The organism is Mesorhizobium sp. P2_E10 (assembly GCF_056404235.1).
Genome location: NZ_JBFUEK010000001.1, coordinates 498,152 through 523,516, shown reverse-complemented (window position 1 = coordinate 523,516; position 25,365 = coordinate 498,152). Strand labels below are relative to the sequence as shown.

Below are 25,365 nucleotides of genomic sequence, written 5' to 3'. Positions count from 1 at the left end.
TACGAAATGAAGACCGTTTTGAAGACATTTGCCGCAGCGCTGCTGCTCGGCGTCGCCGCAATGGGCGTGGCCAAGGCCGATCCGGTCAAGATCGGCGTCGCCGCTGAACCCTATCCGCCCTTCGCCTCACCGGACGCCTCCGGCAAGTGGGTCGGCTGGGAAATCGAGTTCATCGATGCCGTCTGCGCCGAAGAGAAGCTCGACTGCGTCATCACCCCGGTCGGCTGGGACGGCATCATTCCGGCGCTGACGACCAAGAAGATCGACGTCATCGCCGCCTCGATGTCGATCACCGCCGAACGCGAAAAGACGATCAGCTTCTCCGACAAATACTACAACACGCCGACCGCCATCATCGGCCCGAAGGACCAGAAGTTCGGTGCCACGCCTGACGACCTCAAGGGCAAGGTCATCGGCGTGCAGGTGTCGACGGTGCATGCCGTCTATGCCAAGAAGCACTTCACCGGCGCCGCCGAAATCAAGGAGTATCAGACGCAGGACGAGGCCAACCAGGATCTCGCCGCTGGTCGTCTCGACGCGGTGCAGGCCGACTCGATCGCGCTTGGCGAGTTCTTGAAATCCGACCAGGGCAAGGCGTGCTGCGACCTGAAAGGCATGGTCGAGCAGGATCTCGAGGTTCTTGGGCCAGGCGTCGGCGCCGGCATCCGCAAGGAAGACACCGAGCTGAAGGACAAGATCAACGCCGGCATCAAGGCCATCCGCGCCAACGGCAAATATGAAGAGATCTCGAAGAAATATTTCGATTTCGACATCTATGGCAGCGACGCGCAGTCGAACTGACCGCGCTTGAGCGAATGACCATACGGCCCGCCGTATGGTCATCCATGAAAGCTTTCCGCTGGCGGATGTCGCCAGCGGTTGAGCCAGCCATTCGGGGGCGACGCTGATCGACGCATTTCTTTCGGCCTCGGCGGCCGGCATCATCGAGCTTCTCTCCCCCACGCCACCCGGCTGGGGTGGTAAGCTCCTGCTCGGCCTTCTGCATTCGCTCGAGATCGCGCTCGGCGCCACCTGCCTCGGTCTTATGATCGGCACTGCCGGCGCCTTCGGCAAACTCTATGGCGGCCCCGTGGTGCGCGACCTGCTCGCGGTCTACACCACTGTCGTGCGCGCCGTGCCGGAACTGGTGCTGATCCTGCTACTCTACTACGCCGGCACCGATTTGATCAATCAGATGCTGGCGGCTATGGGCTACCAGCGCATCGACATTAGCGGACTGGCGGCCGGCATCTTCGTGCTCGGCTTCGTGCAGGGCGCCTATTCGACCGAGGTCATACGCGGCGCGATCCTTGCCATTCCGCAGGGGCAAATCGAAGCGGCGCGTGCCTACGGCATGTCGCCCGGCCTGATGCTGAGGCGCATTACGCTGCCGGCGATGCTGCCCTTCGCCATACCGGGGCTCGCCAATCTGTGGCTGATCGCCACCAAGGACACCGCTCTCCTGGCCGTCGTCGGCTTCGAAGAACTGGCTCTTGCGACGCGGCAGGCAGCGGGCGTGACCAAGGCCTATTTTACCTTCTTTTTTGCTGCAGCCCTGCTCTATCTTGTGGTGTCTTTAGTCTCGAACTTCCTCATCGGTCGCGTCGAGGCCCGATCCAAGCGCGGCATGCCTTCGCTCAAGGAAGCGCGCTGATGGCCGGCGAAGCTGCCATCATCAATGTCGCCGCGCGGACTTCGCTGTGGCTGCAACCGCACCGCATCGTGCTGATCCTGATCGCGCTTGGACTGGTTCTGGCGGCCGCCTTCTTCATGCGCTGGGACTGGCTACCGCAATATTACGAAATGGGCTTGCTCGGCATCTGGCGCGCGCTGTGGATCCTGGCTGTCACCTGCTTTCTGGGCTTCCTGCTGGCCGTGCCGCTCGGACTGGCGCAGGCTGCCGGCTCCTTCTGGTTCGCTGCACCGGCCAAGGCCTTCTGCACCATCATCAGAGGCACGCCGCTGCTGATACAGCTCTGGCTGCTCTACTACGGGCTGGGCTCGCTGTTTCCGCAATATCCCTGGATACGCGAGTCCTGGATGTGGCCGTATCTCAGGCAAGCATGGCCCTATGGCGTGCTGGCGCTGACCTTGTCGTTCGCTGGCTATGAAGGCGAAGTGATGCGCGGCGCCTTTGCCGGTGTGCCGAAAGGCCAGCTGGAAGCGGCCCGCGCCTTCGGCATGAGCCGCTGGAAGACTTTTCGGCGCATCTGGCTGCCGCAGGCCGTCTACCGGGCGCTGCCGACGCTGACCGGCGAAACCGTGCTGCAACTGAAGTCGACGCCGCTGGTGGCGACGATCAGCGTCATCGACATCTTCGCCGTCTCGTCCAAGGTGCGGCAGGATACCTACCTGACCTATGAACCCTTGCTGCTGCTGGCGCTGATCTACATGACGATCACCGGCATTCTGGTCTTCGCCTTCAGCAGGATCGAGGCGCGGATCCCGAACAAGATCGGCTAGAGTCGGACGGGTTCGTAACCCGAGTTTGCAACGGCGGACTTGTCCGCCGTTTTTCTTGCAGTTGCGGACGATTTTCAACACAAACACCGCCTCATGTGCTGTTAGACCCAGCCAACCAGTTATCGCAATCGCAGGACGGCCATGATGCAACTCAGTCTCGACCAGGCAAAAGGACTGTGCCGGATGGCGGCGCTCGGCGCCGGCGCCAATGAGGAAGCGGCGCAATCGCTGACCGCCTCGATCATCGCCGCCGAAGCGGAGGGGCTGTCGACAGTCGGACTGTCGCATTTCATCGACTATCTCGAGGCGCTGGAAGCCGGCCGCATCGACGGCAATGCCGACCCGGTGATCACCCGGCCGGCGCTGGCGGTCTATCTCTCCGATGCGCGCGGCGGCCTGGCGCATACTGGCTTCGATCGCACCATCGAGGACCTCGCCAAGGCGGCAAAACTGTTCGGCGTCGCCATCTTTTCGCAGAAGAACGCCTATACTTGCGGCGCGCTCGGCTATTTCACAGGGCGGCTGGCGGCACTGGGGATGGTGTCCTTCGCGGCGACCAACGGACCTGCCGTGCTTGCCGGCTCGGGCTCAATCAAGCCGGTCTACTGCACCAACCCGATGTCCTTTGCCGCTCCCGCCGCCGACGGGGCGCCGCTGGTCATCGACCAGTCGTCGAGCGCCACCGCCTTCGTCAACATCCGCAAGGCGGCCGAGGATGGCAAGAAAATTCCTGAGGGCTGGGCGCTGGATGTCAGCGGCAATCCAACCACCGATCCCGCCGCCGCCATGAAAGGCGCCATGCTTGCCTTCGGCGGTCAGCGCGGCGCCAACATCGCGCTGATGGTCGAGGTGCTGGCAGCCGGCCTGTCGGGCGCCAACTGGTCGCTCGATGCGCCATGGTTCAGCGGCGGACCGGACAGCCCCGGAACCGGCCTGTTCGTGCTTGCCGTCGAGCCCAAGCTGCTCGACCCGGACTTCGAGCAGCGTATGAAGGATCAGCTCGACCGGCTGCGCCGGCGCTATGGCGTGCACGTGCCCGGCCGCGCGCGGGCCGAAGCGGCGGAGAAGGCACAAGCGCGAGGCATCACAGCGCCCAAGGCGGTGATCCAGCGCATTTCCGAATTCGCCGAGCGCTATTCCGCCTGAATAATTTCTTCGTCCAATAATTGGCTGGCGCCTGCCGATCCGGCAGCGCGACCCTACTTGCCGCAGTGGTGATCGTTGATCTTGTTCAACGCATTCGCATCCGGTCCTACCTTGTCGTAGGAGCACGCTCCAGCCGCAGTCGTGAACAACTGCTGATCATAGTAGCGCGGGCCGCCGAACAAGATGTCGATGATGTTGCCATCGGCGGGAACGTAGCGCTCGGGTTGAGGTTTCTGTCGGTGATGCCGTTCGCCCGCGAACGCCGCGGCGCAAACGCTGCTGCCTATTGCGAAAGCGAGAGCGACGGTCGCAACGCGTTTTGTCGTCATCGGCAATATCCTCCATTCGGAATCACAGCATACATCCAAAATCGCCAGCCGGACAAAAGTTCCGAGGGCACTGAACCCGGTCGCCTCCACGGTTGATTGATCTTGATCGGCGGGACCAGCCGGGCCTTGCGGCGAGGCGGCGTGCATTTTTTGCGAACGCGCTTGAACCTTTCTGCGGGTCACGGCGACCCATCCTTGTCCAGGGCGAGGTGAGCTCGCCCGATCACCGAGGGGAACAACAAACTCGTATCGAGATCCTGCTTCACGTGAAGGGTGCGTCCCTTCGCGCCTCGGAAACCCACCCAATCAAAGGAAATCATCATGACCAACACCAAGACCACCATCCTGACCGCTGTCCTTCTGCTCGGCTCCTTCATGGGCGCCACCCAGGCCGCAACGCTGAAGAGCGCACCAGTCAAGCCGTCCGCGCCAGGCGTCATTGCCGCGCCAAGCGGCGGCGCCACCGAGGATCACTATTGCAAGAACGGCCACGCCAAATTCGCCAATTGCAGCGCCGACTTCATCGCGGCCTGCAAGCAGGTAGGCGGCACCATGTCGGATGTTCAGGGTTGGGGTGGGCGTACTTGCTTCACGCCCTCCTGATACCGTCTCAGGTCAGGTCCGTCGGCCCCTGACACCGCATGGAGTCACCCGGAAAACCCCGCTTCGGCGGGGTTTTCTGCATTTTGCCGACCCGCAAAAGGGCATGTTCCAAGCCAGGCTGCCGGCGACCTCTGGTCGCTCTTTGCCTTTGGCGCGAAACGGATTAAGAAACGGCTTCAGCCAAGCTTTCGAGCGCCGGAGCCAGCCATGACCGAAATCCTGCAGACCCCCAAGCTCGTCGTCGTCTTCGGTGGGTCAGGCTTTGTCGGCCGCCACGTCGTGCGGGCGCTGGCCAAGCGCGGCTACCGCATCCGGGTCGCCTGCCGCCGACCCGATCTCGCGGGACATCTGCAGCCGCTCGGCAATGTCGGCCAGATCCAGCCGGTGCAGGCCAATGTGCGCATGCGCTGGTCGGTCGACCGCGCCGTGCAAGGCGCCGACCATGTCGTCAACCTGGTCGCCATCCTGCATGAGGGCGGTCGGCAGAAATTCGGCGCCGTGCATGAGTTCGGCGCCCGCGCTATCGCTGAAGCCGCGCGCTCGGTCGGCGCCGGCCTCACCCACATCTCGGCGCTGGGTGCGGACGCCAAATCGCAGTCTGACTACGCGCGTACCAAGGCGCTCGGCGAAAAGGCGGTCCTGGAGACGGTCGCGGATGCCGTCATCTTGCGGCCGTCGATCAATTTCGGACCGGAAGACGGCTTCTTCAACCGCTTCGCCAACATGGCGCGCTATTCACCGGTGCTGCCGCTGATCGGCGGCGGCCAGACCAAGTTCCAGCCGGTCTATGTCGGCGATGTCGCCGAGGTGGTTGCGCGCTCGGTCGAAGGCAAGGTCAAGGGCGGCCAGACCTACGAACTCGGCGGACCGCAGGTGCTGACTTTCAAGGAGTGCATGCAAGAGCTGCTTGCCGTGATCGAGCGCAAGCGGCTGCTGGTGCCGGTGCCGTGGTGGGTGGCCAACCTGCAGGCATCGATCCTCGGCCTGTTGCCCAATCCGCTGCTGACCAAGGACCAGGTGATGCAGCTGCGCGAACACAACATCGTGTCGGACGCGGCCACCAAGGACAACAGGACGCTGACCGGCCTCGGCATCCAGCCGCAGTCGATCGGAACGATCCTGCCGAGCTATCTCTGGCGTTTTCGCGCCGCCGGCCAGTTCCAGCGCCGGCCCGCCGCTTAGTTCAGCGTACCTGCCCAAAGGCGTTTTGAGACAGGCCGGCATCACCTGAAATTCAGCGCGCCTTGCGCGGCGTGACCTGCATCGGCAAACCACCCTGCGGCTGCGTCGTCAGCTTCTGTACGGGCCACGGCTTGGTGTCGGCTGTGCTGTCGAAGCGGAAGCGCGACAGCATGATGGCCAGCGCGATAATCGCCTCCTGCATGGCAAAGCTGGCGCCGATGCAGACGCGTGGACCGGCGCCGAACGGCAGATACTGGAAACGGTCGATCTTTTCGCGGTTTCCCGGATGGAACCGCTCCGGCATGAAGGCGTCAGGCCGGTCCCACAGCTTCCTGTGGCGATGGACGACCCACGGCATCACCAGCACCGCGGCATGCTTAGGTATGTAAAGGTCGTTCCAGGTTTCCGGTTCGATGGGCTCGCGGTTGATCGACGGCGCCGGCGGATAGAGCCTGAGCGCTTCGTCGAAGGCGGCGCGGGTGAATGGCATGGCATCGAGCCATTTCGTCGGGTCGGGCTCGCGCGCCAGCACCTGATCGATCTCGCGCTCAACCCTGTCGCGCTCCCACGGTGATTCGGCGAGGCAATAGAGCGTCCAGCCCAGCGCCCGCGCGGTGGTTTCGTGGCCGGCGCCGATGAAGGTGATAATGTTGTCCTCGACCTCGGCCCGCGTCAGCCCGTCCGGCCCTTCGGCCTTGAGCAGAAGCGTGAGAAAGTCCTGCGGCACGGTATCAGGGTCGCGCTTGATCCTCTCCTCGCGCAGCTTGACGGTGTCGGTGACGATCTTGCGGAAATAGGCCATGGTCTTGCGGCCACGGATGCGGGTCAGTCGCGGCAGCCAGTCGGGCGCCCGCAACAGGTCGAGCGGATCGACGCGGCCCATGGTCTCGAACAGGCGGTCGATCTCGTTGGCGAAACTGCCCGGCTCGCCTGCGATCTCGCCGGAAAACAGCGTCTCGGCCAGGATGTCGTAGGTGAGCAGCGTCATGTCATGGGCGATGTCCGAGGTGGCGCCGCCCTCGTAGCGGGTGACGAACTCCTGCGTGCGTTTCAGCATCGGCGCGGCGAAGCCAAAGATGTGGCGCGGCGTGAACACCGGCGCCATAGCCTTGCGCGAGCGCTTCCACACCTCGCCTTCGGCGGTCAGCAGGCCGTCGCGCAGGATCGGCCGCAGGATTTTCTGACGCACCGTCGCCATCTTGTAGTTTTTCGCATTGTCGACCAGCACATGGCGGATCAGGCCGGGATCGTTGGCAACAATCAGATGTCCACCAACGCCATTGGCCGAAATCCAAGGCTCGTTGTAGGTGTGCTCGCCCCACAGTTCGAGCGGGTTGCGGTAGACGATACGGATCATCTCCAGCGTCGAAGGCGGCGTGGTGCGCGGCTTCGGTGCTGGCGGGACGAAGGGGGCGGGCTGACTGTCCATGCTGTGCTCCGCTGATGACCCAATGTAGTGAGCCGCAAAGCAGGCGTCCATGTGACCGAACAGCAAGGCCCTGCTCTCCTAGATGTGACCGGTTACCGCGAGGTGCCTTCTTGTCGCTGCGAGCGGCATGGCTTAGGTGGCGGTCACTAACAGATACCGCCAGGAGCCCCCTTGAAGCACCAGTTGAACATCATCATCGGCAGCACGCGGCCGGGCCGCGCCGGGCCAGTTTTTGCAGAGTGGCTGGAGGGTTTCGCGCGCGAACACGGAAAATTCGAGCCGATGCTGACCGACATCGCCGCGTTCCACCTGCCGGTGCTGGACGAGCCGCATTATCCAAAACTCGGCAAATACGAGAAGGACCACACGAAGGCCTGGTCGAAGGCGATCGACGCCGCCGACGCCTTTGTCTTCGTGGCGCCGGAGTATAATTATTTCGTCGCTCCGGCGATCGTCAACGCGATCGATTATCTCTTGCGCGAGTGGAAGTACAAACCCGCCGCCATTTTCAGCTATGGCGGCGTCTCCGGCGGCCTGCGCGCGGCGCAGGCGCTCAAGCCACTGCTGACCGCGGTCGGGGTGATGCCGATCCCCGAAGGAGTCGCGCTGCCGATGTACCAAAAACTGCTCGACGAGAACGGGGCTTTCAACGCCAGCGAACAGGTGGCTGGCGGAGCCAAAGCGATGCTGGACGAGCTGTTGCGCTGGACCGACGCGCTGAAGCCGATGCGGGCTGCCTGAACGAGCCGGTTTTCGGCCAAAAGCTAGGCTTGCTCATGCCATAAAGAGGTGGAATGTTCGCGCAAATGAAGGAGCCGGGGGCGGTTCGACTTGCGCTTGCTGTTTGCCTTGCTGCTGATCTTGTCGGCGACTGCCACGGCCGTGGCGGAGCGGCGCGTTGCGCTGGTCATCGCCCATGACGACTACCGGCTGATCCGGCCGCTCGCCAATCCGGTCCATGACGGCGAGGCGATGGAAGCGGCGCTGAAGAAGCTCGGCTTCGAAGTCATTCTCGAAACCAACCGTGACCTCAGGCGCATGCGCCGCGCGCTCGACGATTTTCGCGAGGACGCCAAGGGTGCCGACGTGGCGCTGGTGTATTTCTCCGGCCATGGCGTCGAGATGTCGGGCGACAACCGGCTGCTGCCGGTCGACGCAGACGCTTCCTCGCTCGACGCGTTGGAGAAGACCAGCCTGCCGCTGGAAGAGGTGCGCGATGCGGTCGCCGCCTCGGCAAAGGTCGGGCTGATCGTGCTCGACGCCTGCCGCAGCGATCCGTTCGCAGGCGCCAGTGGCGAAGGGCGCGGTGCGACATCGCTGGCCAAAGATGTCACTGAGAAGGTCAAGCCGGGGCTCGGGCGCATCGGCAAGGCGGAAAACATCCTGTTTGCCTTTTCGGCGTCGCCCGGCGAGACGGCCGCCGACGGCAGCGGCGCGAATTCGCCGTTCACGGCAGCGCTGACCAAATATCTCGGCACGGACGGGCTTGAAATCCGCTCGGTGCTGACCCTGGTGCAGCAAGAGGTCTATGACCTGTCGCGCGGCAAACAGCTGCCCTATGTCGAGAGCGGCCTGCCGCAGCTGTTCTTTGCCTCGGCGGCCAAGGGGCAATTGCCCGAACGTGAACGGTTGCTGCTCGCTATGGCCGACGTGACGCCGGAGATGCGCGGCCAGGTCGAGCAGATTGCCAGCGATGCAGACATGCCGCTGGCGCCGCTCTATGGCGCGCTGATCAGCACCGATACCAGCCACCTCTCCGGCGAGAGCCTGGACGCCAAACTGCGCGAGGCGGCTGATGCCTTCGTCAAGGTGCGCGACGATATGAAGACGCTGGCTGCCGACGACCCGAAGGTGAGCGAACTGCGCCGGCAGGCCGAAGAGCAGTTGTCGCTCGGCGCCTTCGATGGCGCACGCGTGATCCTTGCCAAGGCCGCCGACATCGACAATGTCTCGCGCAACAGTTTGAAGGCCAAATTCGTCAGCCGCACCCTTTCCGAGGCCGCCACGCGGTTTCTTTCCGGTGGCGCAGCACGCGCCAATCTCGACTACGCTACCGCCATCAGCGACTACGAGTCCGTGCTGGCACTCTATGGCGAGGCCGGGCAGACCTCGCTCAGCCTGGAACAGGCCGACCGCCAGAGCCGCACGCTGGAGGAACTCGGTATTCTCTACACAACCGTTGGCAATACCGACGCCGCCGGCCGTGCCTTTGCCGCATTGTTGGCCAATCTCGAGCAGCGGTCGCGTCAGGAAACCGATCCCAGCGTCAAGCGCGATCTCGCCATCAGCCATATCAAGCTCGCCAACATAAAGATGGCGCAAGGCGACCTGCCGATCTCCCTGGAAAATTATGAGGCGGCCAGGGACATGCTGCAGGACCTGACCACAGGCGTTCCGGACAAGAAAGACTGGCTCGGCGATCTTGCCATGGCCAATGACAAGATCGGCAATGTACTGGCGACGCAAGGCGATGTGGGCGCCGCCGCCCAGGCCTACCAACAAAGCCTGGCCATCAAGCAGCAGCTGGCCGATGCGGAGCCGGACAGCGCCTATCGGCTGCGCGACCTGACCATTACCTATGACGAGATCGGCGATCTTGCCCGCACCGCCGGCCAACTGGATGGCGCCCAGACGGCCTTTGAAGAGAGCCTGAGAATTCGGCTGGCGCTGGCCGAGAACAAACCCGATGACGCTAAGCGCCAGCGCGCTGTCTCCGTCAGCCACGACAGGATCGGGGATGTGCTGCGCGAGCGCGGCGACCCCGCCGGCGCGCTCACGGCCTTCAACAAGAGCCGGGCGATCGCCGAAGAGCTGGTGCGCCGCGATCCCAACGATACCGATTTGAAGCGCGACCTGTCGGTCAGTTACGCCAAGATCGGCAATGCGTACAGCGATCAGAAGGATTGGCCGCCCGCACTGGAGTCCTACCAGCAGGCGCTGGACATAGCGCGTGATCTTGCCGCCACCGATCCCGGCAACACCGACTGGCAGCGCGGCCTGTCGGTCAGCCTGGAAAAGGTTGCCGGTGTGCTCAACGCCCAGGGTGATGTCAGCGGGGCATTGCAAAACTATCAGGATAGCCTTGCCATTGCAGACCGGCTGGCCAGGCTCGACCCTGCCAATTCCGACTGGCAACGCGATCTGTCGATCACGTTCGAGGAAATCGGCTTGCTGGAAACCAAGCAACGGCACTTCGAGGGCTCCAAGAACGCTTTCGAAGCCAGCCTCGGCATTCGCCAGAAGCTCGCTCAGACCGATCCGGACAACGCGATCTGGCAGTTTGATCTCGTGCAGGCCTACATTAACTATGCCTATGTGGCGAAAGATCCGAAGGCGGCGCTGACCAAGGCGTTGAACATCACATTGGAGCTCGATCGCACGGGGCGACTGGCGCCCAGGGACAAACCCACGATCAAATATCTGCGCGGCCTTCTGGCCAAATTCGGGGCTCGAAAAAAATAGCCGGCTGCCAGCTCGGGATTCGGCCCGGAAATGCCGCAAACCTTGGAAAAACCGCCTTTAGCGCCTATATCTAGACGATATCAGAGGCGCGATTCGGGGCCGATTTTTCGCGCTGTACAAGCGGCATCCAGACGATAGGTTTTCATGAGCGACCAGACCGAGAACACCAACGGCGCCGAAGCCGAATACGGCGCCGATTCCATCAAGGTTTTGAAGGGGTTGGACGCCGTCCGCAAGCGGCCGGGTATGTATATCGGCGACACCGACGACGGTTCGGGCCTGCATCACATGGTCTATGAGGTGGTCGACAACGCCATCGACGAGGCGCTGGCAGGCCATGCCGACCTGGTCACCGTGACGCTCAACCCCGATGGTTCGGTGACGGTTATCGACAATGGCCGCGGGATTCCGACGGATATCCACACCGGCGAAGGCATTTCGGCGGCCGAAGTGATCATGACGCAGCTGCATGCCGGCGGCAAATTCGACCAGAACTCCTACAAGGTGTCGGGCGGCCTGCACGGCGTCGGCGTGTCGGTGGTCAACGCGCTGTCGGCCTGGCTGAAGCTGAAGATCCGCCGCAACGGCCAGATCTTCGAGATGAGCTTCACCCACGGCAATGCCGATGCGCCGCTGAAGGCGACAGGCAGCTACGAGCAGGACAAGCAGCCAGGGACTTATGAGGGCCGCAGCGGGAGCGCGATCACGTTCTTCCCGTCGTCCGAAACCTTCACCATGGTCGAGTTCGACTTCGGCACGCTGGAACACCGGCTGCGCGAGCTCGCCTTCCTCAATTCCGGCGTGCGCATCATTCTGACCGATGCCCGCCATGCCGACATCGTGCGCCATGAATTGCACTATGATGGCGGTCTGGAAGAGTTCGTCAAATATCTCGACCGGGTCAAGAAGCCGCTGATCGACAAGCCGATCGCCATCAAGGCCGAGCGCGACGGCATCACCGTCGAAGTCGCCATGTGGTGGAACGACAGCTACCACGAGAATGTTTTGGCCTTCACCAACAACATCCCGCAGCGCGACGGCGGCACCCATCTGGCTGGTTTCCGCGGCGCGCTGACGCGCCAGATCACCGGCTATGGCGAGTCCTCAGGCTTGACCAAGAAGGAAAAGGTGGCGCTGATCGGCGATGATTGTCGTGAAGGCCTGACGGCGGTGCTGTCGGTCAAGGTTCCTGATCCGAAATTCTCCTCGCAGACCAAGGACAAGCTGGTTTCGTCCGAGGTTCGCCCGGTGGTGGAAGGTCTGGTCAACGAGGCGCTCGGCACCTGGCTTGAGGAGCACCCGTCCGAAGGCAAGGTGGTCATCGACAAGGTTATCCAGGCGGCCGCGGCGCGCGAAGCCGCGCGCAAGGCGCGCGACATCACCCGCAAGAGCTCGCTCGGCGTCACCTCGCTGCCCGGCAAGCTGGCCGACTGCCAGGAACGCGACCCGGCGAAGTCCGAGATCTTCATCGTCGAGGGTGACTCGGCCGGCGGCTCGGCCAAGGGTGGCCGCTCGCGCCAGAACCAGGCCATTCTGCCGCTGCGCGGCAAGATCCTCAATGTCGAGCGCGCCCGCTTCGACCGCATGCTCGGCTCCGAGATGATCGGCACGCTGATCACCGCGCTCGGCACATCGATCGGCAAGGACGAGTTCAACGCCGACAAATTGCGCTACCACAAGATCATCCTGATGACCGACGCCGACGTCGACGGCGCCCATATCCGCACCTTGCTGCTCACCTTCTTCTTCCGGCAGATGCCGGAACTGATCGAGCGCGGCCATCTCTACATCGCCCAGCCGCCGCTCTACAAAGTGACGCGCGGCAAGAGCTCGCAATACATCAAGGACGAGAGCGCCTTCGAGGAATTCCTGATCGGCTCGGGACTGGAAGAGGCATCGCTTTCGCTCGGTTCGGGCGAGGTGCGCACCGGACAGGACCTGCGCAGCGCCATCGACGACGCGCTGGCGGTGCGCCAGCTGATCAACGGCCTGCACACGCGCTACAACAGAGGCGTGGTCGAGCAGGCGGCGATTGCCGGCGGCCTCAACCCGGATGTGTTTGCCGATCTCGGCCGCGCCAACGCCATGGCCGAGCGTGTTGCCAAGCGTCTCGACATCATCGCCGAGGACACGGAGCGCGGCTGGACCGGCCGGATGTCGACCTCGAACGAGGGCACCGGCGGCTATGTGTTCGAGCGCACGGTGCGCAGCGTCAAGGAATTCGCGCATCTCGATCTCGGGCTGATCAATTCGGCCGATGCGCGCCAGCTCGACCGCTATGCGCCGCGCCTCACCGAGGTCTATGGCGAGCCGCCGGTGCTGCGCCGCAAGGAGGTTTCCGAAACCATCTCGGGACCGCTGGCGCTGCTGAACGCCGTCTTTGCCACCGGCCGCAAAGGCCTGACCATGCAGCGCTACAAGGGCCTTGGCGAAATGAACGCCGAGCAGCTGTGGGAAACCACGCTCGACCCGAATGTGCGCTCGCTGCTGCAGGTCAAGGTCAATGACGCCACCGACGCCGACAGCCTGTTCTCGCGGCTGATGGGCGACGAAGTCGAGCCCAGGCGCGAGTTCATCCAGGAAAACGCGCTCTCGGTCGCCAATCTGGATATCTGATATCGAAGCATTGGCGCGGCTCACCGCGCCAATGCCTGATCCTGCACAACAAAATCATTGAGCATCGGCGGGAACAGAAGCCCTTCCAAGACATTGTGACAACATCGATCACAATTTCTCACAGGAGGTCTTCATGGGACGTGGTATCTTGCTCTGGTTGCTCGGGATTCCGATTCCAATCATCATTCTCATCATGCTTTTCGTGCGATAGGTGGCCTCGATGCAGTCCACCCTATCGGCTGTCGATGTTTCCGCTTCTACCGAATCCTCTTCAACCGCCGTCAGCTGGGGACCGATCATCGCCGGCGCCTTCGCGGCCTCGACGCTGACCTTCATCCTGATGCTGCTCGGCTCTGGGCTTGGTCTGAGCATGGTTTCGCCCTGGTCGGGCTCCGGCGCCTCGATCACCACCTTCGCGGTTTCCACCGCGATCTGGCTGGTCATCGTGCAGTGGCTTTCCTCAGGAGTCGGCGGGTATCTCGCCGGCCGGCTGCGCACCAAATGGGTCGGCATCCACACGGATGAGGTCTATTTCCGTGACACCGCGCATGGCTTCCTGGCCTGGGCACTGGCGACACTGCTCGTCGTCGGCGTGCTTGGCTCGGCGCTGTCGGCGGCGGTCGGAACCGGCGTGCAAGCCGTGTCCACGGGGGCCTCGGGTGCCGCACTCGGTGCTTCAGCAGGTGCCTCAGCGAATGCTGGCGGAGCCGACAATGCGACATCCTATCTCGTGGATTCGCTATTCCGTCCGGCCGATGCAACCAAGCTAGCAACCGCCAATCCGGACGGCGATGCCGCGGCCCAGGCCTCGCGCATCCTGATCGCCAGCGCTGCGGCGGACGAGATTTCGGCCGACGACAAGACCTATCTGTCGCAGCTGGTGGCTGCCCGCACCGGTCTGTCAGAAGCCGATGCCAAGGCACGGGTCGATGCGCTGGTTGCCAAGGTTGAGGACGCCAAGGTCAAGGCAAAACAGGTTGCCGACACCGCCAGGAAAGGCAGCGCGACGTTTGCGCTGCTTGGCGCACTGTCGCTGGTCATCGGCGCTTTCATCGCCAGCGCCGCGGCCGCCCTTGGCGGCAGGCAGCGCGACGACGAGGAAGCAATCCTACTGACCAGTCGCTGAGCGGGCTCTCATCCCGAAACGAAAAGCCCGGCTTCAGCCGGGCTTTTCTGTTTCGAAGGGTTGGCTGGGCGGGAAAACGGCTCAGTGATCCATCGCCTTGACGATTTCTTCGGTCATCTTCTTGGCGTCGCCGAGCAGCATCATAGTGCCGTCCTTGTAGAACAGCGTGTTGTCGATGCCGGCATAGCCGGAGCCGAGCGAGCGCTTGACGAACAGGCAGGTGCGCGCCTTGTCGACGTCGAGGATCGGCATGCCGTAGATCGGCGACGACTTGTCGTCACGCGCGGACGGGTTGGTGACGTCGTTGGCGCCAATGACGTAAGCGACGTCGGCCTGCGCGAATTCGGAGTTGATGTCCTCGAGCTCGAACACTTCGTCATAGGGCACGTTGGCTTCGGCCAGCAGCACGTTCATGTGGCCGGGCATGCGGCCAGCAACCGGATGAATGGCGTATTTGACGTCGACGCCATTGGCCTTGAGCTTGTCGGCCATTTCGCGCAGCGCATGCTGCGCCTGGGCGACCGCCATGCCGTAGCCGGGCACGATGATGACCTTCTGCGCGTTCATCATCAGGTAGGCTGCATCGTCGGCCGAGCCCTGCTTGACCGTGCGCTCGATGCCGTCATCGGCAGCGGCCGCCGTCTCGCCGCCGAAGCCGCCGAGGATGACGGAGATGAAGCTTCGGTTCATGCCCTTGCACATGATGTAGGACAGGATCGCACCGGACGAACCGACCAGTGCGCCGGTGATGATCAGCGCCAGATTGCCGAGCGTGAAGCCAAGTGCTGCCGCGGCCCAGCCCGAGTAGGAGTTGAGCATCGAGACGACCACCGGCATGTCGGCGCCGCCGATCGGGATGATCAAGAGGACGCCAAGGAGAAGCGAGGCCGCGACGATCAGCCAGAACACCAGCTTGGACTCGGTGGTAACCAGCAGGATGATCAGCACGATCAACGCGATGCCGAGCGCGGCGTTGATGAAGTGGCGACCGCCGATCATGATCGGCTTGCCCGACATGCGGCCGTCGAGCTTGAGGAAAGCGATGACCGAGCCGGTGAAGGTGATGGCGCCGATGGCAACGCCAAGGCTCATCTCGATCAACGCCTGGGCGTGGATATCGGCAACGGTGCCGATGCCGAAACTTTCAGGGGCATAGATGGCGGCAGCCGCCACCATGACGGCGGCAAGGCCGACCAGCGAGTGGAAGGCGGCGACCAGCTGCGGCATCGAGGTCATGGCGATACGCCGCGCGGTGACCGCACCGATGGAGCCGCCGATGGCGAGGCCGAGGACGATCAGCCAGTAGCGGCCGGCCGACGGGACAGACGGGGCCGCCAGTGCCAGCGTGGTGGCAATGGCGATGCCCATGCCGATCATGCCGTAGAGATTGCCCTGGCGGCTGGTGGTCGGATGCGACAGGCCGCGCAGCGCCATGATGAACAGGACGCCGGAGACGAGATAGAGGAAGGACGCGAAGTTGGCGTTCATGGCGCTCTACTTGTCCTTCTTCTTGTACATGGCCAGCATGCGCTGGGTGACGAGGAAGCCGCCGAAGATGTTGACCGAGACCAGCATCAGCGCGACGAAGCCGAAGCCGGCGGCAATACCGGAGGCGGCGATGCCGACCGCAAGCAGCGCGCCGACGACGATGACCGAGGAAATGGCGTTGGTGACGGCCATCAGCGGCGTGTGCAGCGCCGGGGTCACTGACCAGACGACATAGTAGCCGACGAAGATCGCCAGGATGAAGATGGCGAAGCGGAAGACAAAAGGATCGATGGCGCCGCCGGACAAAGCGTGCGCGGCATCGCCCGCGGCATCAGCGCCACCTGGGGCGGTGGCCAGGTTCTGCACCGCAAGCCGGACGGCGGCGGAGGCCTGATCGAGCTGGTCGAGGGCTTTCTGCAAGGTCTGGTCCATCACGCAATCCCCTTGGACTTGGACGAAGGCGACTTGGGTGCTGCAGCTTTCTTTGAAGCGGCTTTCTTCGGCGCGGCTGCGTCGGCAACCATCGTCTTGGCCGGGATTGCGGCCGGCTCGACATGGGGCTGTTCCGCCGCTTTGGCAAAAGCCGGATGCACGACCTTGCCGCCGTCGGTCAGCATGGTCGCCTTGACCAGATCGTCGTCGCGGTTGATGGCGAGCGTCTTGGTGGTCTTGTCGACCAGCGTTTCGACGAAGGCGAAAAGGTTGCGGGCATAAAGCAGCGAGGCGGAAGCGGCGACGCGGCCGGGTACGTTGAGATGCCCAACGATCTTGACGTTATTGGCGGTGGTGACAACCTGACCCGGCACGGCGCCCTCAACATTGCCGCCGCGCTCGACCGCAAGGTCGACCAGCACCGAACCCGGCTTCATCGAGGCGACCATGGCCGACGAAACCAGTTTTGGCGCCGGCCGGCCGGGGATCAGCGCCGTGGTGATGACGATGTCCTGCTTGGCGATGTGCTCGGCGGTCAGCGCAGCCTGCTTGGCCTGATATTCTTTCGACATCTCCTTGGCATAGCCACCCGCCGTCTCGGCCGCCTTGAACTCCTCGTCCTCGACGGCGAGGAACTTTGCGCCGAGCGAGGCGACCTGTTCCTTGGCGGCGGGGCGCACATCGGTGGCAGTGACGACAGCACCTAGCCGCCTTGCCGTGGCGATGGCCTGCAGGCCGGCGACACCGACACCCATGATGAAGACCTTTGCTGCCGGCACCGTGCCGGCTGCGGTCATCATCATCGGCAGTGCCCGGTCATATTCGGAAGCGCCGTCGATCACCGCCTGGTAGCCGGCGAGATTGGCCTGCGACGACAAGACGTCCATCGACTGGGCGCGGGTGATGCGCGGCATGAATTCCATCGAGAAGGCGGTGACGCCGGCCTTGGCAAGTGCTGCCACAGCCGCATCATTGCCGTAGGGATCCATGATGGCGATGACCGTGGTGCCCGGTTTGTAGGCCTTGAGTTCCGCTTCGCCTGGCCGGCGCACTTTCAGCACCACATCGGCCCTGGCGGCATCGCCGGCCTTGCCGATCGAAGCGCCCGCCTTGGCGAACTCCTCGTCGGGAATACGTGACCTGGTGCCGGCTCCGGTTTCGACAACCACGTCGAGACCCAGAGCCGCCAGCCGCTTCACCGTATCGGGCGATGCCGCAACACGCGGCTCGTTGGCGTCGAGCTCACGAGGGATGAAAACCGTCTGTCCCACCGCATGATCCTTTCGGCTGGAACCTGTTTGCGCAAGATTTCGTCCGGATGTCCGGCGACCTCCCCGGCAAAGGGTCTGAAAAGTCTATCGGAGAATAAAGCCGCCGACGGCCAGGATCACGGCGAACAGGATGGTCGCCGAGAAGAAGCCGCCCGCAAAGAAGCCGAAAGCCATCGCCAAGAGCAGGGCGCCGCAAAACAACGAGCCGTATTTGGCGAGCGCGATGAAGCCCGCATAGGTGCGGTCGTGCTCGGCGTAGTCCATCTTCGCGCCCAGTTCGACAGGACCGGTCGGCGTGTGATCAGCCATAGGAATTCCCCTTCGAAGACATCTTTGAGGCACATAGCGAAAAGCCGCGCCGAGGGCAATGGCGCTATTGCCGCATCGCCGGAGACAACAGCCTCAAATGAAAGTTGAAAGCCGCCAATGAGGCAGGCGCGCCGCGAGCCGTGGGGAGACGGACCTGGCGCGCGGCGCCTCAGCCGGCGAGGTGCGGAAACAACCCGAGCAAGCCGACGACGATGAGGTAAAGCGCGACGATGTAGTTGAGCAGCCGCGGCATCACCAGGATGAGCACGCCGGCGATGAGCGAAATCAGCGGGGTGAGCGCGAGCTGGGAAATGTGCATGTCAGGTTCCTTTTGACAAATCCGTCGAAGACGCGGAGCGTCAACGCGCCGCCGCCATCAGAACGCGGATCCGGCCCGAAAGCTCCAGGCATTTCGCAGAGATCGGCGCCTCAGGCGGCGTCGCGGTAATATTTCGCTGTTGGCAGGATGGACAGGGGCTGCAGACGGTTGATGGCCGGATTGGCAAACATCATCCTCTGCTCCAACGGCGTCGACCTGAAAAACGGGAAGCGTTCGAGTGTCAGGCGCAGGTTTTCGCCGCAGGGGATTTCGAACAAGGCGATTGGGGCAAGAACGCCCGGGAATACCTTGGCCTCGGTCCTCTGCTTGGCATTGAAGATGCGGGCATAAAAAGCGGAATGCTCGATCTTGACCGGCGTAAGCACCGCGGTCTGGCCAAAGTAGCTGGATGCGACCATGCCAAGCCTGAGTGTCAGGAACGGCAGCACGCCGGGTGCCGGTGCGCTGTCGGGGTCGGTTGCGAACCGGGTTCCGTCGATGAAGGTCTCGCCGCTGGCAAGCCGCTCGGCCAATATTTCCGGATAGGCATCGACGGAGGGCGAATACGGGTGCTCGCGAGAGATGTAGTGGATGCGCAGCGTGCTGACCAAATGGCCATCGAAATAGACGCCGAACCGGTAGGAATTGGGCAGATTGTCCCAGCGGTCCTCGAACATCCCGCTGGCGATCGGGCCGGACATGCCCGAGCGAAAGTAGGATTGATAGCGAAGACGATAGATTGCCTCCAGATCCTCGCCCCCGGTAATGAGACGGTACTCGACATGCTCCAGCAGTTGCATCATCGAGCGGTTCAGCACCGATCCGCCGCTCGTGCGAATCCCAGCAGAAGCATCCTGCGTTGCAATATCCATTATCTGTCCTCGAAAATTCCGCCTGCTGATAGGCTATTCGAGTTGAAATGGGACACAAGCTGAAAGTTAGATACTGTTGATTTACCTTTCGTTAACCTTAACAGCCGCGGAAGGTCCTTTCAGTGTGCAAAGGCAAAATCAGGTGGGGCAACATCCCGATTCTGAAATTCGCATGAGTTCGATATCAAGGTCGGAGCGAATTTAAATCTCGAAAGATACTGGAAATTTGTTTCAGGTGAACTTCGAGATCACGACACCAGCTGGCTGCCCCGTTTGGCGGGGAGACGCAGGTCCGCGGCGAATGGCCAGGTGACGGTCGACATTGTCTCGATGCCCGACGCACTGAGCGCAGCACCGAAGAGGAAGCCCTGGACAAGGTCCGGCTTCACCGAATGCACCAGAATCTTGAGCTGCTCGAAGGTCTCGACCCCTTCGACGGTGACAGTCAGGCCCAGCACCCGGGTGAGATCGACGATGCCCTTCAACAGGTCCAGCGAGCGCTGGTTCTGGGTTACGTCCATCAGGAACGAGCGGTCGATCTTGATCTTGTCGAGCGGCAGCTTGTGGAGATAGCTCAGGCTCGAATATCCGGTGCCGAAATCGTCGAGCGCAATGCGCACGCCAAGCTGTTTCAATTCCTCGATGTATTGGCGCGTCAGTGACTTGTCGTCGAGCAGCGCGGTCTCGGTGACTTCGATCTCCAGGCGGCCGGCAGCGAGCCCGGAGCTGACCAGCGCATCACGGACCTTCTGGATGACGTCGCGACTGCGGAAATCCCTGGCGGAGAGGTTGACCGAGACGCTGGTCTGGTCGGGCCATTTGGCGCATTCGGTGCATGCGGCCTGCAGGACGAAGGTGCTGATCTCGGAAATGATGCCCATTTCCTCGGCCAGCGGAATGAAGATGCTGGGCGAGATCGGCCCGAGATCGGGATGGTCCCAACGGCACAGCGCCTCGCAACTGGCGATGCGCATCGTGTTCATTGCCACGATCGGCTGATAGACGACACGCAGCGCCTTGGCTTCGACGGCGTTGCGCAGGTCGGCCTTCATCAGCTGACGGCTGCGGAAAGCCGCATCCATCGACGCCTCGAACAGCCGCCAGTTGTTCTTGCCGAGTTCCTTGGCCTTGTAGAGCGCCAGGTCGGCCTTGACGATCATCGCGTCGACATCGGTGTCCTCGACCTTGGACAGCACCGTGCCGGCGCTGGCCTGGATGCGCAGCCCATGGCCGGCGACATCGACTTCGCCCTGCAATTCGCCGAAAATCTGGTCGAGCAGGCCGGTCAGATGGCTTTCGTCCTCGACGCGATCGAAGAAGATCATGAATTCGTCGCCGCCGAAACGGCTGACGGTGATGCTCGGCCCGGCGATGGCGGCCAGCCGCTCGGCGACGGCGTAGATCAGCCCGTCGCCGACAGGATGGCCAAGCGTGTCGTTGACGCTCTTGAAATCGTCAAGATCGAGCACGGCGAGCCCACACAGACGATCGCGGCCGCCGGACGCCATCGCCTCGCCGACCAGTTCGTGGAAATAGGCGCGGTTGGGCAGGCCGGTGAGGTTGTCGTAGCGCGCCATGAAGCGGATTTTCTCTTCAGACTCGACGCGAGCGGTGACATCCTCAAACGTGATAACGCCCAGATCCTGGCTGCCTTCGCGGGCCGAAAACTCGTAATGCTGGCCCGTGGAAAAGGAGACCAGAACCTTGCGGTCGCGGCCCTCGCGCAGCGCGCGCGTCAGCTGCGCCTCGACGTAACGGCAATCCTTCGGCGCCAGCATGCCGCCGGCAACACCGCGCATCAGCAGGCTGTGAATCGACCGCCCAAGCAGCGCGTCGGGCGATTTGAGCGCCATCAGATGCGCGGCTTCGGCGTTGGCGACAATGACCTTGCCGTCGGGGCCAAGCATGACCAGGCCATGCGACATGGTGTTGAGCGCGCGATCGAACCGGTGCGCGAGCTTCCTGGCCTGCTGGTGGCCGATGACCGCAGAGAAAAGCACGTTGCGGACGTGGTCAGCGCTGTTGATGGTGATGAACGTCATCGGGATGATCATCAAGCCGAGGACGACCGAGGGAGCATCCATGCGCAGCAAGAGTGCAAGTGCTGCCGGACCAATGAAGGTCACGGAGAAAATCCGCACCATGCGCGGCGATCCGTAGTTTCGGCCGACAACCGTAACCAGGGTCGCCAAAGTCAGCGACATCGCGGCCAGTTCGGCAAACGGATCGGGATAGACATAGATCGATATGAAGCACAGCGAGCCCAACCCTAGGCCCTGCAAGGAGCCCTTGAGGATATAGTTGCGCTCCCACTGCTGTGCCTCTTCGACCGTGGCTATGGTGCCGCCCGCCTTGCGGAAGCTGCGAATGCCGAAGTAACGGAAAAGGCTGACGGACAGCAGAACGAAAGAAAAGCCAATAAACAGTGGATTGTGCGTGCGCAGGTAGATCATGAATCCGAGGATCCAATAGCACGCGCCGCCAATCACCAGCATGTGCGCGTTGTCGAACAACGACCGCACAAACTGGATATAAACATCCGCTGGGATGTTTTCGGTCTTTGTTTTGCCCATACCGTCGGCCCAAAGCTGCGCCTTGTCATGCCACACTCGCCTTAAGAAAGGCTTAGAACAGCGGCTTGGGCTCGGTTGACCAGGGCGCGAAAGGCAAGACAGACCGGAAAATCAGGCTTCCGGCAATCCGTTGGTGCGTTGGCGCGGTCACTCCGCTGCGTGAAGTGCCGGCTCCGGCAAGGCCTGGCTCAGCCGGTTGAGAAGCCTGGCGCGCTCGCCCGCCGCCTTTTCGGCACTGGCTTGCCTGACATGGCCATAGCCGCGAATGAGCGCCGGCACCGAGGCGAGCGCGACCGCGGCCTCAATCTTGCCCGGCGCCAGTGCCGCGCCAACAAGCTCCAGATCGGCCTCATACTGGGCCAGAAGCTGCCGCTCCATGCGCCGCTCGGCGCTGTAGCCGAACAGGTCGAAAGCGGTGCCGCGCAGGCCCTTGATCGCGGCCAGCAGGCGAAATCCCTGCATCATCCACGGGCCAACGCTCGATTTCCGCGGTTTGCCGTCATTGCCGCGCCTGCCCATGATCGGCGGCGCGAGATGGAATTCGAGTTTTTCGTAGCTCTGGAACTGTTTTCCAAGCTCAGCGGCGAAGGAGCCATCCGTGTAAAGCCGCGCCACCTCGTATTCGTCCTTGATCGCCATCAGCTTGAACAGGTTTCTTGCCGCCGCCTCGGTGACCGCGGACGAGCCAGGCACGGCCCTGGCTTCGGCCTGGCGCAGCGCGGCCAATCTGTCGGCATAGCGCTTGCCATAGGCGGCGTTCTGATAGGCGGTCAGGAAGGCGACGCGGCGGGCAATGATGTCGTCCAGAGTCTCGGCAAGGGCGGCAGTCTGCGGGGTCTGGCCCGGCTGGGCGATGAGGCCGCGCACGAAATCCGGCTGGTGGGCAGCGCGGCGGCCCCAGCGGAACGCAGCGACATTCATCGCCACCGCTTCGCCGTTGAGCTCGATCGCCTTTTCGACCGCCTCTGCCGACAGCGGCAGCCCGCCATGCTGGAAGGCGAAGCCGAGCATGAACATGTTGGCGCCGAGCGAATTGCCGAACAGCGCGGTGGCGGTGCGGGTGGCGTCGAAGAAATGCGCCTTGTCGTCGCCGGCGGCAGTGCGGATCGCTTTTTTCAGCCGCTCGACCGGCAGCGAGAAATCGGCTGAACGGGTGAAATCGCCGGGCATGATCTCGGCGGTGTTGGCGAGAAAGATGGTGTGGCCTTCGCGCACCGCGGCCAGCACCTTCTTGGCGCCCGACACGACGAGGTCGCAGCCCAGCACCAGATCGGCCTTGCCCGCCGATACGCGGATGGCGTGGATATCGTCGGGCGTGCGGGCGATGCGGACATGGGTGAACACCGAACCGCCCTTCTGGGCGAGGCCGGCCATGTCGATCATGCCGCAGCCCTTGTCTTCGAGATGGGCCGCCATGCCGAGCACAGCACCGATGGTGACGACGCCGGTGCCGCCGACGCCGTCGATGATCGCCGCCCAGCCTTGCTCGCCGAGCGGGAATTCGGCGGGAACCGGTACGCCGTCGAGCGGATCGGTGCTGCCGGCGATGCCCTCGGCCTTCCTGATCTTGGCGCCATGGACAGTGACGAAGGACGGGCAGAAGCCGTTGACGCAGGAAAAATCCTTGTTGCAGCTCGACTGATCGATCTTGCGCTTGCGGCCGAATTCGGTCTCGACCGGCTGGATTGAGACGCAGTTGGACTGCACGCCGCAATCGCCGCAGCCTTCGCAGACGAGTTCGTTGATGAAGACGCGCTTGTCGGGATCGGGGAAGGTGCCGCGCTTGCGGCGGCGGCGCTTTTCGGCAGCGCAAGTCTGGTCGTAGAGCAGCACCGATATGCCTTTGACGTCACGCAACTGGCGCTGGACGAGGTCGAGGTCGTCGCGGTGATGGATGCTGGCGCCGGTGGGGAATTCGGCCTTCCCGGCATATTTATCCGGCTCGTCGGTGACGATGGCGATGCGATCGACACCTTCGGCGCGCACCTGTCTGGCGATCATGTCGACGGTCAGGCCACCATCATGCGGCTGGCCGCCGGTCATGGCGACGGCGTCGTTGTAAAGGATCTTGTAGGTGATGTTGGCATCGGTCGAAAGCGCGAAGCGGATCGCCAGCGCGCCGGAGTGATTGTAGGTGCCGTCACCGAGATTCTGGAAGATGTGCTCTCGCTTGGAGAACGGCGCCTGGCCGACCCATTGTGCGCCCTCGCCGCCCATGGCGGTGAAGCCGACAGTGTTGCGGTCCATCCACAGCGCCATGAAGTGGCAGCCAATGCCGGCGGCGGCAAGCGAGCCGTCCGGCACCTTGGTCGACGAATTGTGCGGGCAGCCGGAGCAGAAGAAGGGCGTGCGCGTGGCGATGTCGGCTGTGTCGGCAAGCATTGCCTGGAACTGGCGCAGTTTTGCCACCCGCGCGGCGATCTCTTCCGACGGGCCAATCGTCCTCAGGATCCGTTCGCCGAGCGCGATGGCGATGTCGTTGGGGTCGAGCGCGCCCTTGGCCGGGAACAGCCAGTCGCCGCGCTCGTCCTTCTTGCCGACGATGGCCGGCTGGGTGGCGGTGCCATAAAGGCTTTCGCGCAACTGCACTTCGATCAGCGAGCGCTTTTCCTCGACGACGACGATGGTGTCGAGGCCGCGGGCAAAGTCAGTGATATGCTGCAGGTCGAGCGGCCACGGACAGCCTACCTTGAACAGCCGGATGCCGATGCGGTTGGCCGCCGCTTCGTCGACGCCGATGTCTTCCAGCGCCTGGCGAACATCGAGATAGCTCTTGCCCAGCGTGATGATGCCGAGCTTGGGGCTGCGGCCGCCCGAATAGACGATCCGGTTCAGGCCATTGGCGTGGATAAAGGCGGAAGCCGCGGCGCGCTTGTACTCATGCAGCCGCTCCTCCTGGCCGAGCATGTCGATCTCATGGCGGATGTTGAGGCCGCCGGGCGGCATGTCGAAGTCGGGCACGACAATGTTCAGCCGTTCGAGCGAGGCATCGACGGAAGCCGTCGATTCGACATTGTCCTTGACGCATTTGATCGCCGCCCAGGTGCCGGCAAAGCGCGACATGGCAAAGCCGTAGAGCCCGTAGTCGATGATCTCTTGGACCCCGGCCGGGTTGAGGATCGGCACCATGGTGTCGACGAACAGGAATTCGGTGGCATGCGCATTGGTCGAGGATTCAGCCATGTGGTCGTCGCCCATCAGGGCAAGGACGCCGCCATGTTTTGACGAGCCGGCAAGGTTGGCATGGCGGAACACGTCGCCGGAGCGGTCGACGCCCGGGCCCTTGCCGTACCAGACGGAAAACACGCCGTCATGGGTGCCTTCGCCCAGCAATTCGGTCTGCTGCGAACCCCAGCACGCCGTCGCGGCGAGCTCTTCGTTGAGGCCGGGCTGAAAGACGATCTCCGACTGGGCCAGCTGCTTCTTGGCCTTCCACAGCTGCATGTCGAGGCCGCCAAGCGGCGAGCCGCGATAGCCGGAGACGAAGCCGGCGGTGTTCAGGCCAGCGCGGCGATCGCGCTCGCGCTGCATCAAAAGCATGCGGATGACCGCCTGCGCGCCGGACAGGAAGATGCGCTCCTTGCCAAGATCGAACTTGTCGTCGAGCGCGACATCATGCAGCGTCATCAGGCATTTCCTCTGCGGAGGCCACGCCAAGGCGTGCAACCAACGTCGGAGTCGGACGCCACAGTGTTTCTCCCCTTGCCGGGGAGGTCAAATAAAATCGAAGATACCAGGCAATGCG

At 63.1% G+C, this 25,365-nt stretch carries 20 protein-coding genes; 10 read left to right on the top strand and 10 right to left on the bottom strand.

The genetic code is table 11. The features are described 5' to 3' along the window. Positions 1–6 precede the first annotated feature (6 nt). The 4 genes from AC1D0N_RS02595 (at position 7) to AC1D0N_RS02580 (ending at position 3,609) form a co-directional block, all read left to right on the top strand. On the top strand, positions 7–801 hold the full coding sequence (locus tag AC1D0N_RS02595; protein ID WP_477241082.1) for a transporter substrate-binding domain-containing protein: 795 nt from the start codon (positions 7–9) through the stop codon (positions 799–801). A 139-nt stretch (positions 802–940) separates the two neighbouring features. After that, positions 941–1,654 carry an ABC transporter permease gene (locus tag AC1D0N_RS02590; RefSeq protein WP_477241860.1) on the top strand — a complete coding sequence of 238 codons (714 nt, stop codon included), beginning with the start codon at positions 941–943 and terminating at the stop codon, positions 1,652–1,654. Continuing rightward, positions 1,654–2,463, top strand: a complete 810-nt coding sequence (locus AC1D0N_RS02585; protein ID WP_477241080.1) for an ABC transporter permease — start codon at positions 1,654–1,656, stop codon at positions 2,461–2,463. The genes AC1D0N_RS02590 and AC1D0N_RS02585 overlap by 1 nt, the downstream gene beginning before the upstream one ends. A 144-nt stretch (positions 2,464–2,607) precedes the next feature. Further along, positions 2,608–3,609 (top strand): Ldh family oxidoreductase, encoded by a 1,002-nt coding sequence (locus AC1D0N_RS02580; protein ID WP_477241858.1) that lies wholly within the window; start codon positions 2,608–2,610, stop codon positions 3,607–3,609. A 53-nt stretch (positions 3,610–3,662) separates the two neighbouring features. On the opposite strand, the gene AC1D0N_RS02575 is transcribed toward AC1D0N_RS02580, so the two are convergent. After that, positions 3,663–4,121, bottom strand: coding sequence for a hypothetical protein (locus AC1D0N_RS02575; RefSeq protein WP_477241078.1), 459 nt, complete (start codon positions 4,119–4,121; stop codon positions 3,663–3,665). A gap of 138 nt (positions 4,122–4,259) precedes the next feature. On the opposite strand from AC1D0N_RS02575, the gene AC1D0N_RS02570 reads away from it, so the two are divergent. Continuing rightward, positions 4,260–4,541 carry a hypothetical protein gene (locus AC1D0N_RS02570; RefSeq protein ID WP_477241076.1) on the top strand — a complete coding sequence of 94 codons (282 nt, stop codon included), beginning with the start codon at positions 4,260–4,262 and terminating at the stop codon, positions 4,539–4,541. Between the two features lie 207 nt (positions 4,542–4,748). Continuing rightward, positions 4,749–5,723 (top strand): complex I NDUFA9 subunit family protein, encoded by a 975-nt coding sequence (locus AC1D0N_RS02565; RefSeq protein WP_477241074.1) that lies wholly within the window; start codon positions 4,749–4,751, stop codon positions 5,721–5,723. A 52-nt stretch (positions 5,724–5,775) separates the two neighbouring features. On the opposite strand, the gene AC1D0N_RS02560 is transcribed toward AC1D0N_RS02565, so the two are convergent. After that, the gene (locus AC1D0N_RS02560; protein WP_477241072.1) at positions 5,776–7,152 is read right to left on the bottom strand and encodes a cytochrome P450; all 1,377 of its coding nucleotides are present in this window, start codon (positions 7,150–7,152) and stop codon (positions 5,776–5,778) included. 171 nt (positions 7,153–7,323) lie between these two features. Here AC1D0N_RS02560 and AC1D0N_RS02555 point away from each other — a divergent pair, with 171 nt between their 5' ends. From AC1D0N_RS02555 to AC1D0N_RS02540, 4 genes are all read left to right on the top strand, one after another. Next, positions 7,324–7,893, top strand: coding sequence for an NADPH-dependent FMN reductase (locus AC1D0N_RS02555; protein ID WP_477241070.1), 570 nt, complete (start codon positions 7,324–7,326; stop codon positions 7,891–7,893). A gap of 90 nt (positions 7,894–7,983) precedes the next feature. Then, positions 7,984–10,614 (top strand): caspase family protein, encoded by a 2,631-nt coding sequence (locus tag AC1D0N_RS02550; protein ID WP_477241068.1) that lies wholly within the window; start codon positions 7,984–7,986, stop codon positions 10,612–10,614. 144 nt (positions 10,615–10,758) lie between these two features. Then, positions 10,759–13,230 (top strand): DNA topoisomerase (ATP-hydrolyzing) subunit B, encoded by a 2,472-nt coding sequence (gene gyrB, locus AC1D0N_RS02545; RefSeq protein ID WP_477241066.1) that lies wholly within the window; start codon positions 10,759–10,761, stop codon positions 13,228–13,230. A 220-nt stretch (positions 13,231–13,450) separates the two neighbouring features. Beyond that, positions 13,451–14,356 (top strand): hypothetical protein, encoded by a 906-nt coding sequence (locus AC1D0N_RS02540; RefSeq protein WP_477241064.1) that lies wholly within the window; start codon positions 13,451–13,453, stop codon positions 14,354–14,356. A gap of 81 nt (positions 14,357–14,437) precedes the next feature. Here the strand turns inward: AC1D0N_RS02540 and AC1D0N_RS02535 are convergent, their stop codons facing one another. The 8 genes from AC1D0N_RS02535 to AC1D0N_RS02500 form a co-directional block, all read right to left on the bottom strand. Then, complete coding sequence (locus AC1D0N_RS02535; RefSeq protein WP_477241062.1) at positions 14,438–15,844, bottom strand: NAD(P)(+) transhydrogenase (Re/Si-specific) subunit beta; 1,407 nt, start codon at positions 15,842–15,844, stop codon at positions 14,438–14,440. A gap of 6 nt (positions 15,845–15,850) precedes the next feature. Next, positions 15,851–16,276, bottom strand: a complete 426-nt coding sequence (locus AC1D0N_RS02530; protein ID WP_477241060.1) for an NAD(P) transhydrogenase subunit alpha part 2 — start codon at positions 16,274–16,276, stop codon at positions 15,851–15,853. Next, on the bottom strand, positions 16,276–17,547 hold the full coding sequence (locus AC1D0N_RS02525) for a Re/Si-specific NAD(P)(+) transhydrogenase subunit alpha (RefSeq protein WP_477241058.1): 1,272 nt from the start codon (positions 17,545–17,547) through the stop codon (positions 16,276–16,278). Before AC1D0N_RS02525 ends, AC1D0N_RS02530 begins: the two co-directional genes overlap by 1 nt. An 84-nt stretch (positions 17,548–17,631) precedes the next feature. Further along, a complete protein-coding gene (locus AC1D0N_RS02520; RefSeq protein ID WP_477241056.1) occupies positions 17,632–17,856 on the bottom strand; it encodes an aa3-type cytochrome c oxidase subunit IV in 225 nt (74 codons plus the stop codon). Positions 17,857–18,025: 169 nt separating this feature from the next. After that, positions 18,026–18,175, bottom strand: coding sequence for a DUF3096 domain-containing protein (locus AC1D0N_RS02515; RefSeq protein WP_080680904.1), 150 nt, complete (start codon positions 18,173–18,175; stop codon positions 18,026–18,028). 110 nt (positions 18,176–18,285) lie between these two features. Continuing rightward, positions 18,286–19,047 (bottom strand): N-acyl amino acid synthase FeeM domain-containing protein, encoded by a 762-nt coding sequence (locus AC1D0N_RS02510; RefSeq protein WP_477241054.1) that lies wholly within the window; start codon positions 19,045–19,047, stop codon positions 18,286–18,288. Positions 19,048–19,295: 248 nt separating this feature from the next. Then, positions 19,296–21,620, bottom strand: coding sequence for a putative bifunctional diguanylate cyclase/phosphodiesterase (locus tag AC1D0N_RS02505; protein ID WP_477241052.1), 2,325 nt, complete (start codon positions 21,618–21,620; stop codon positions 19,296–19,298). A gap of 147 nt (positions 21,621–21,767) precedes the next feature. Next, positions 21,768–25,247 carry an indolepyruvate ferredoxin oxidoreductase family protein gene (locus AC1D0N_RS02500; RefSeq protein ID WP_477241050.1) on the bottom strand — a complete coding sequence of 1,160 codons (3,480 nt, stop codon included), beginning with the start codon at positions 25,245–25,247 and terminating at the stop codon, positions 21,768–21,770. Positions 25,248–25,365: the final 118 nt, after the last annotated feature.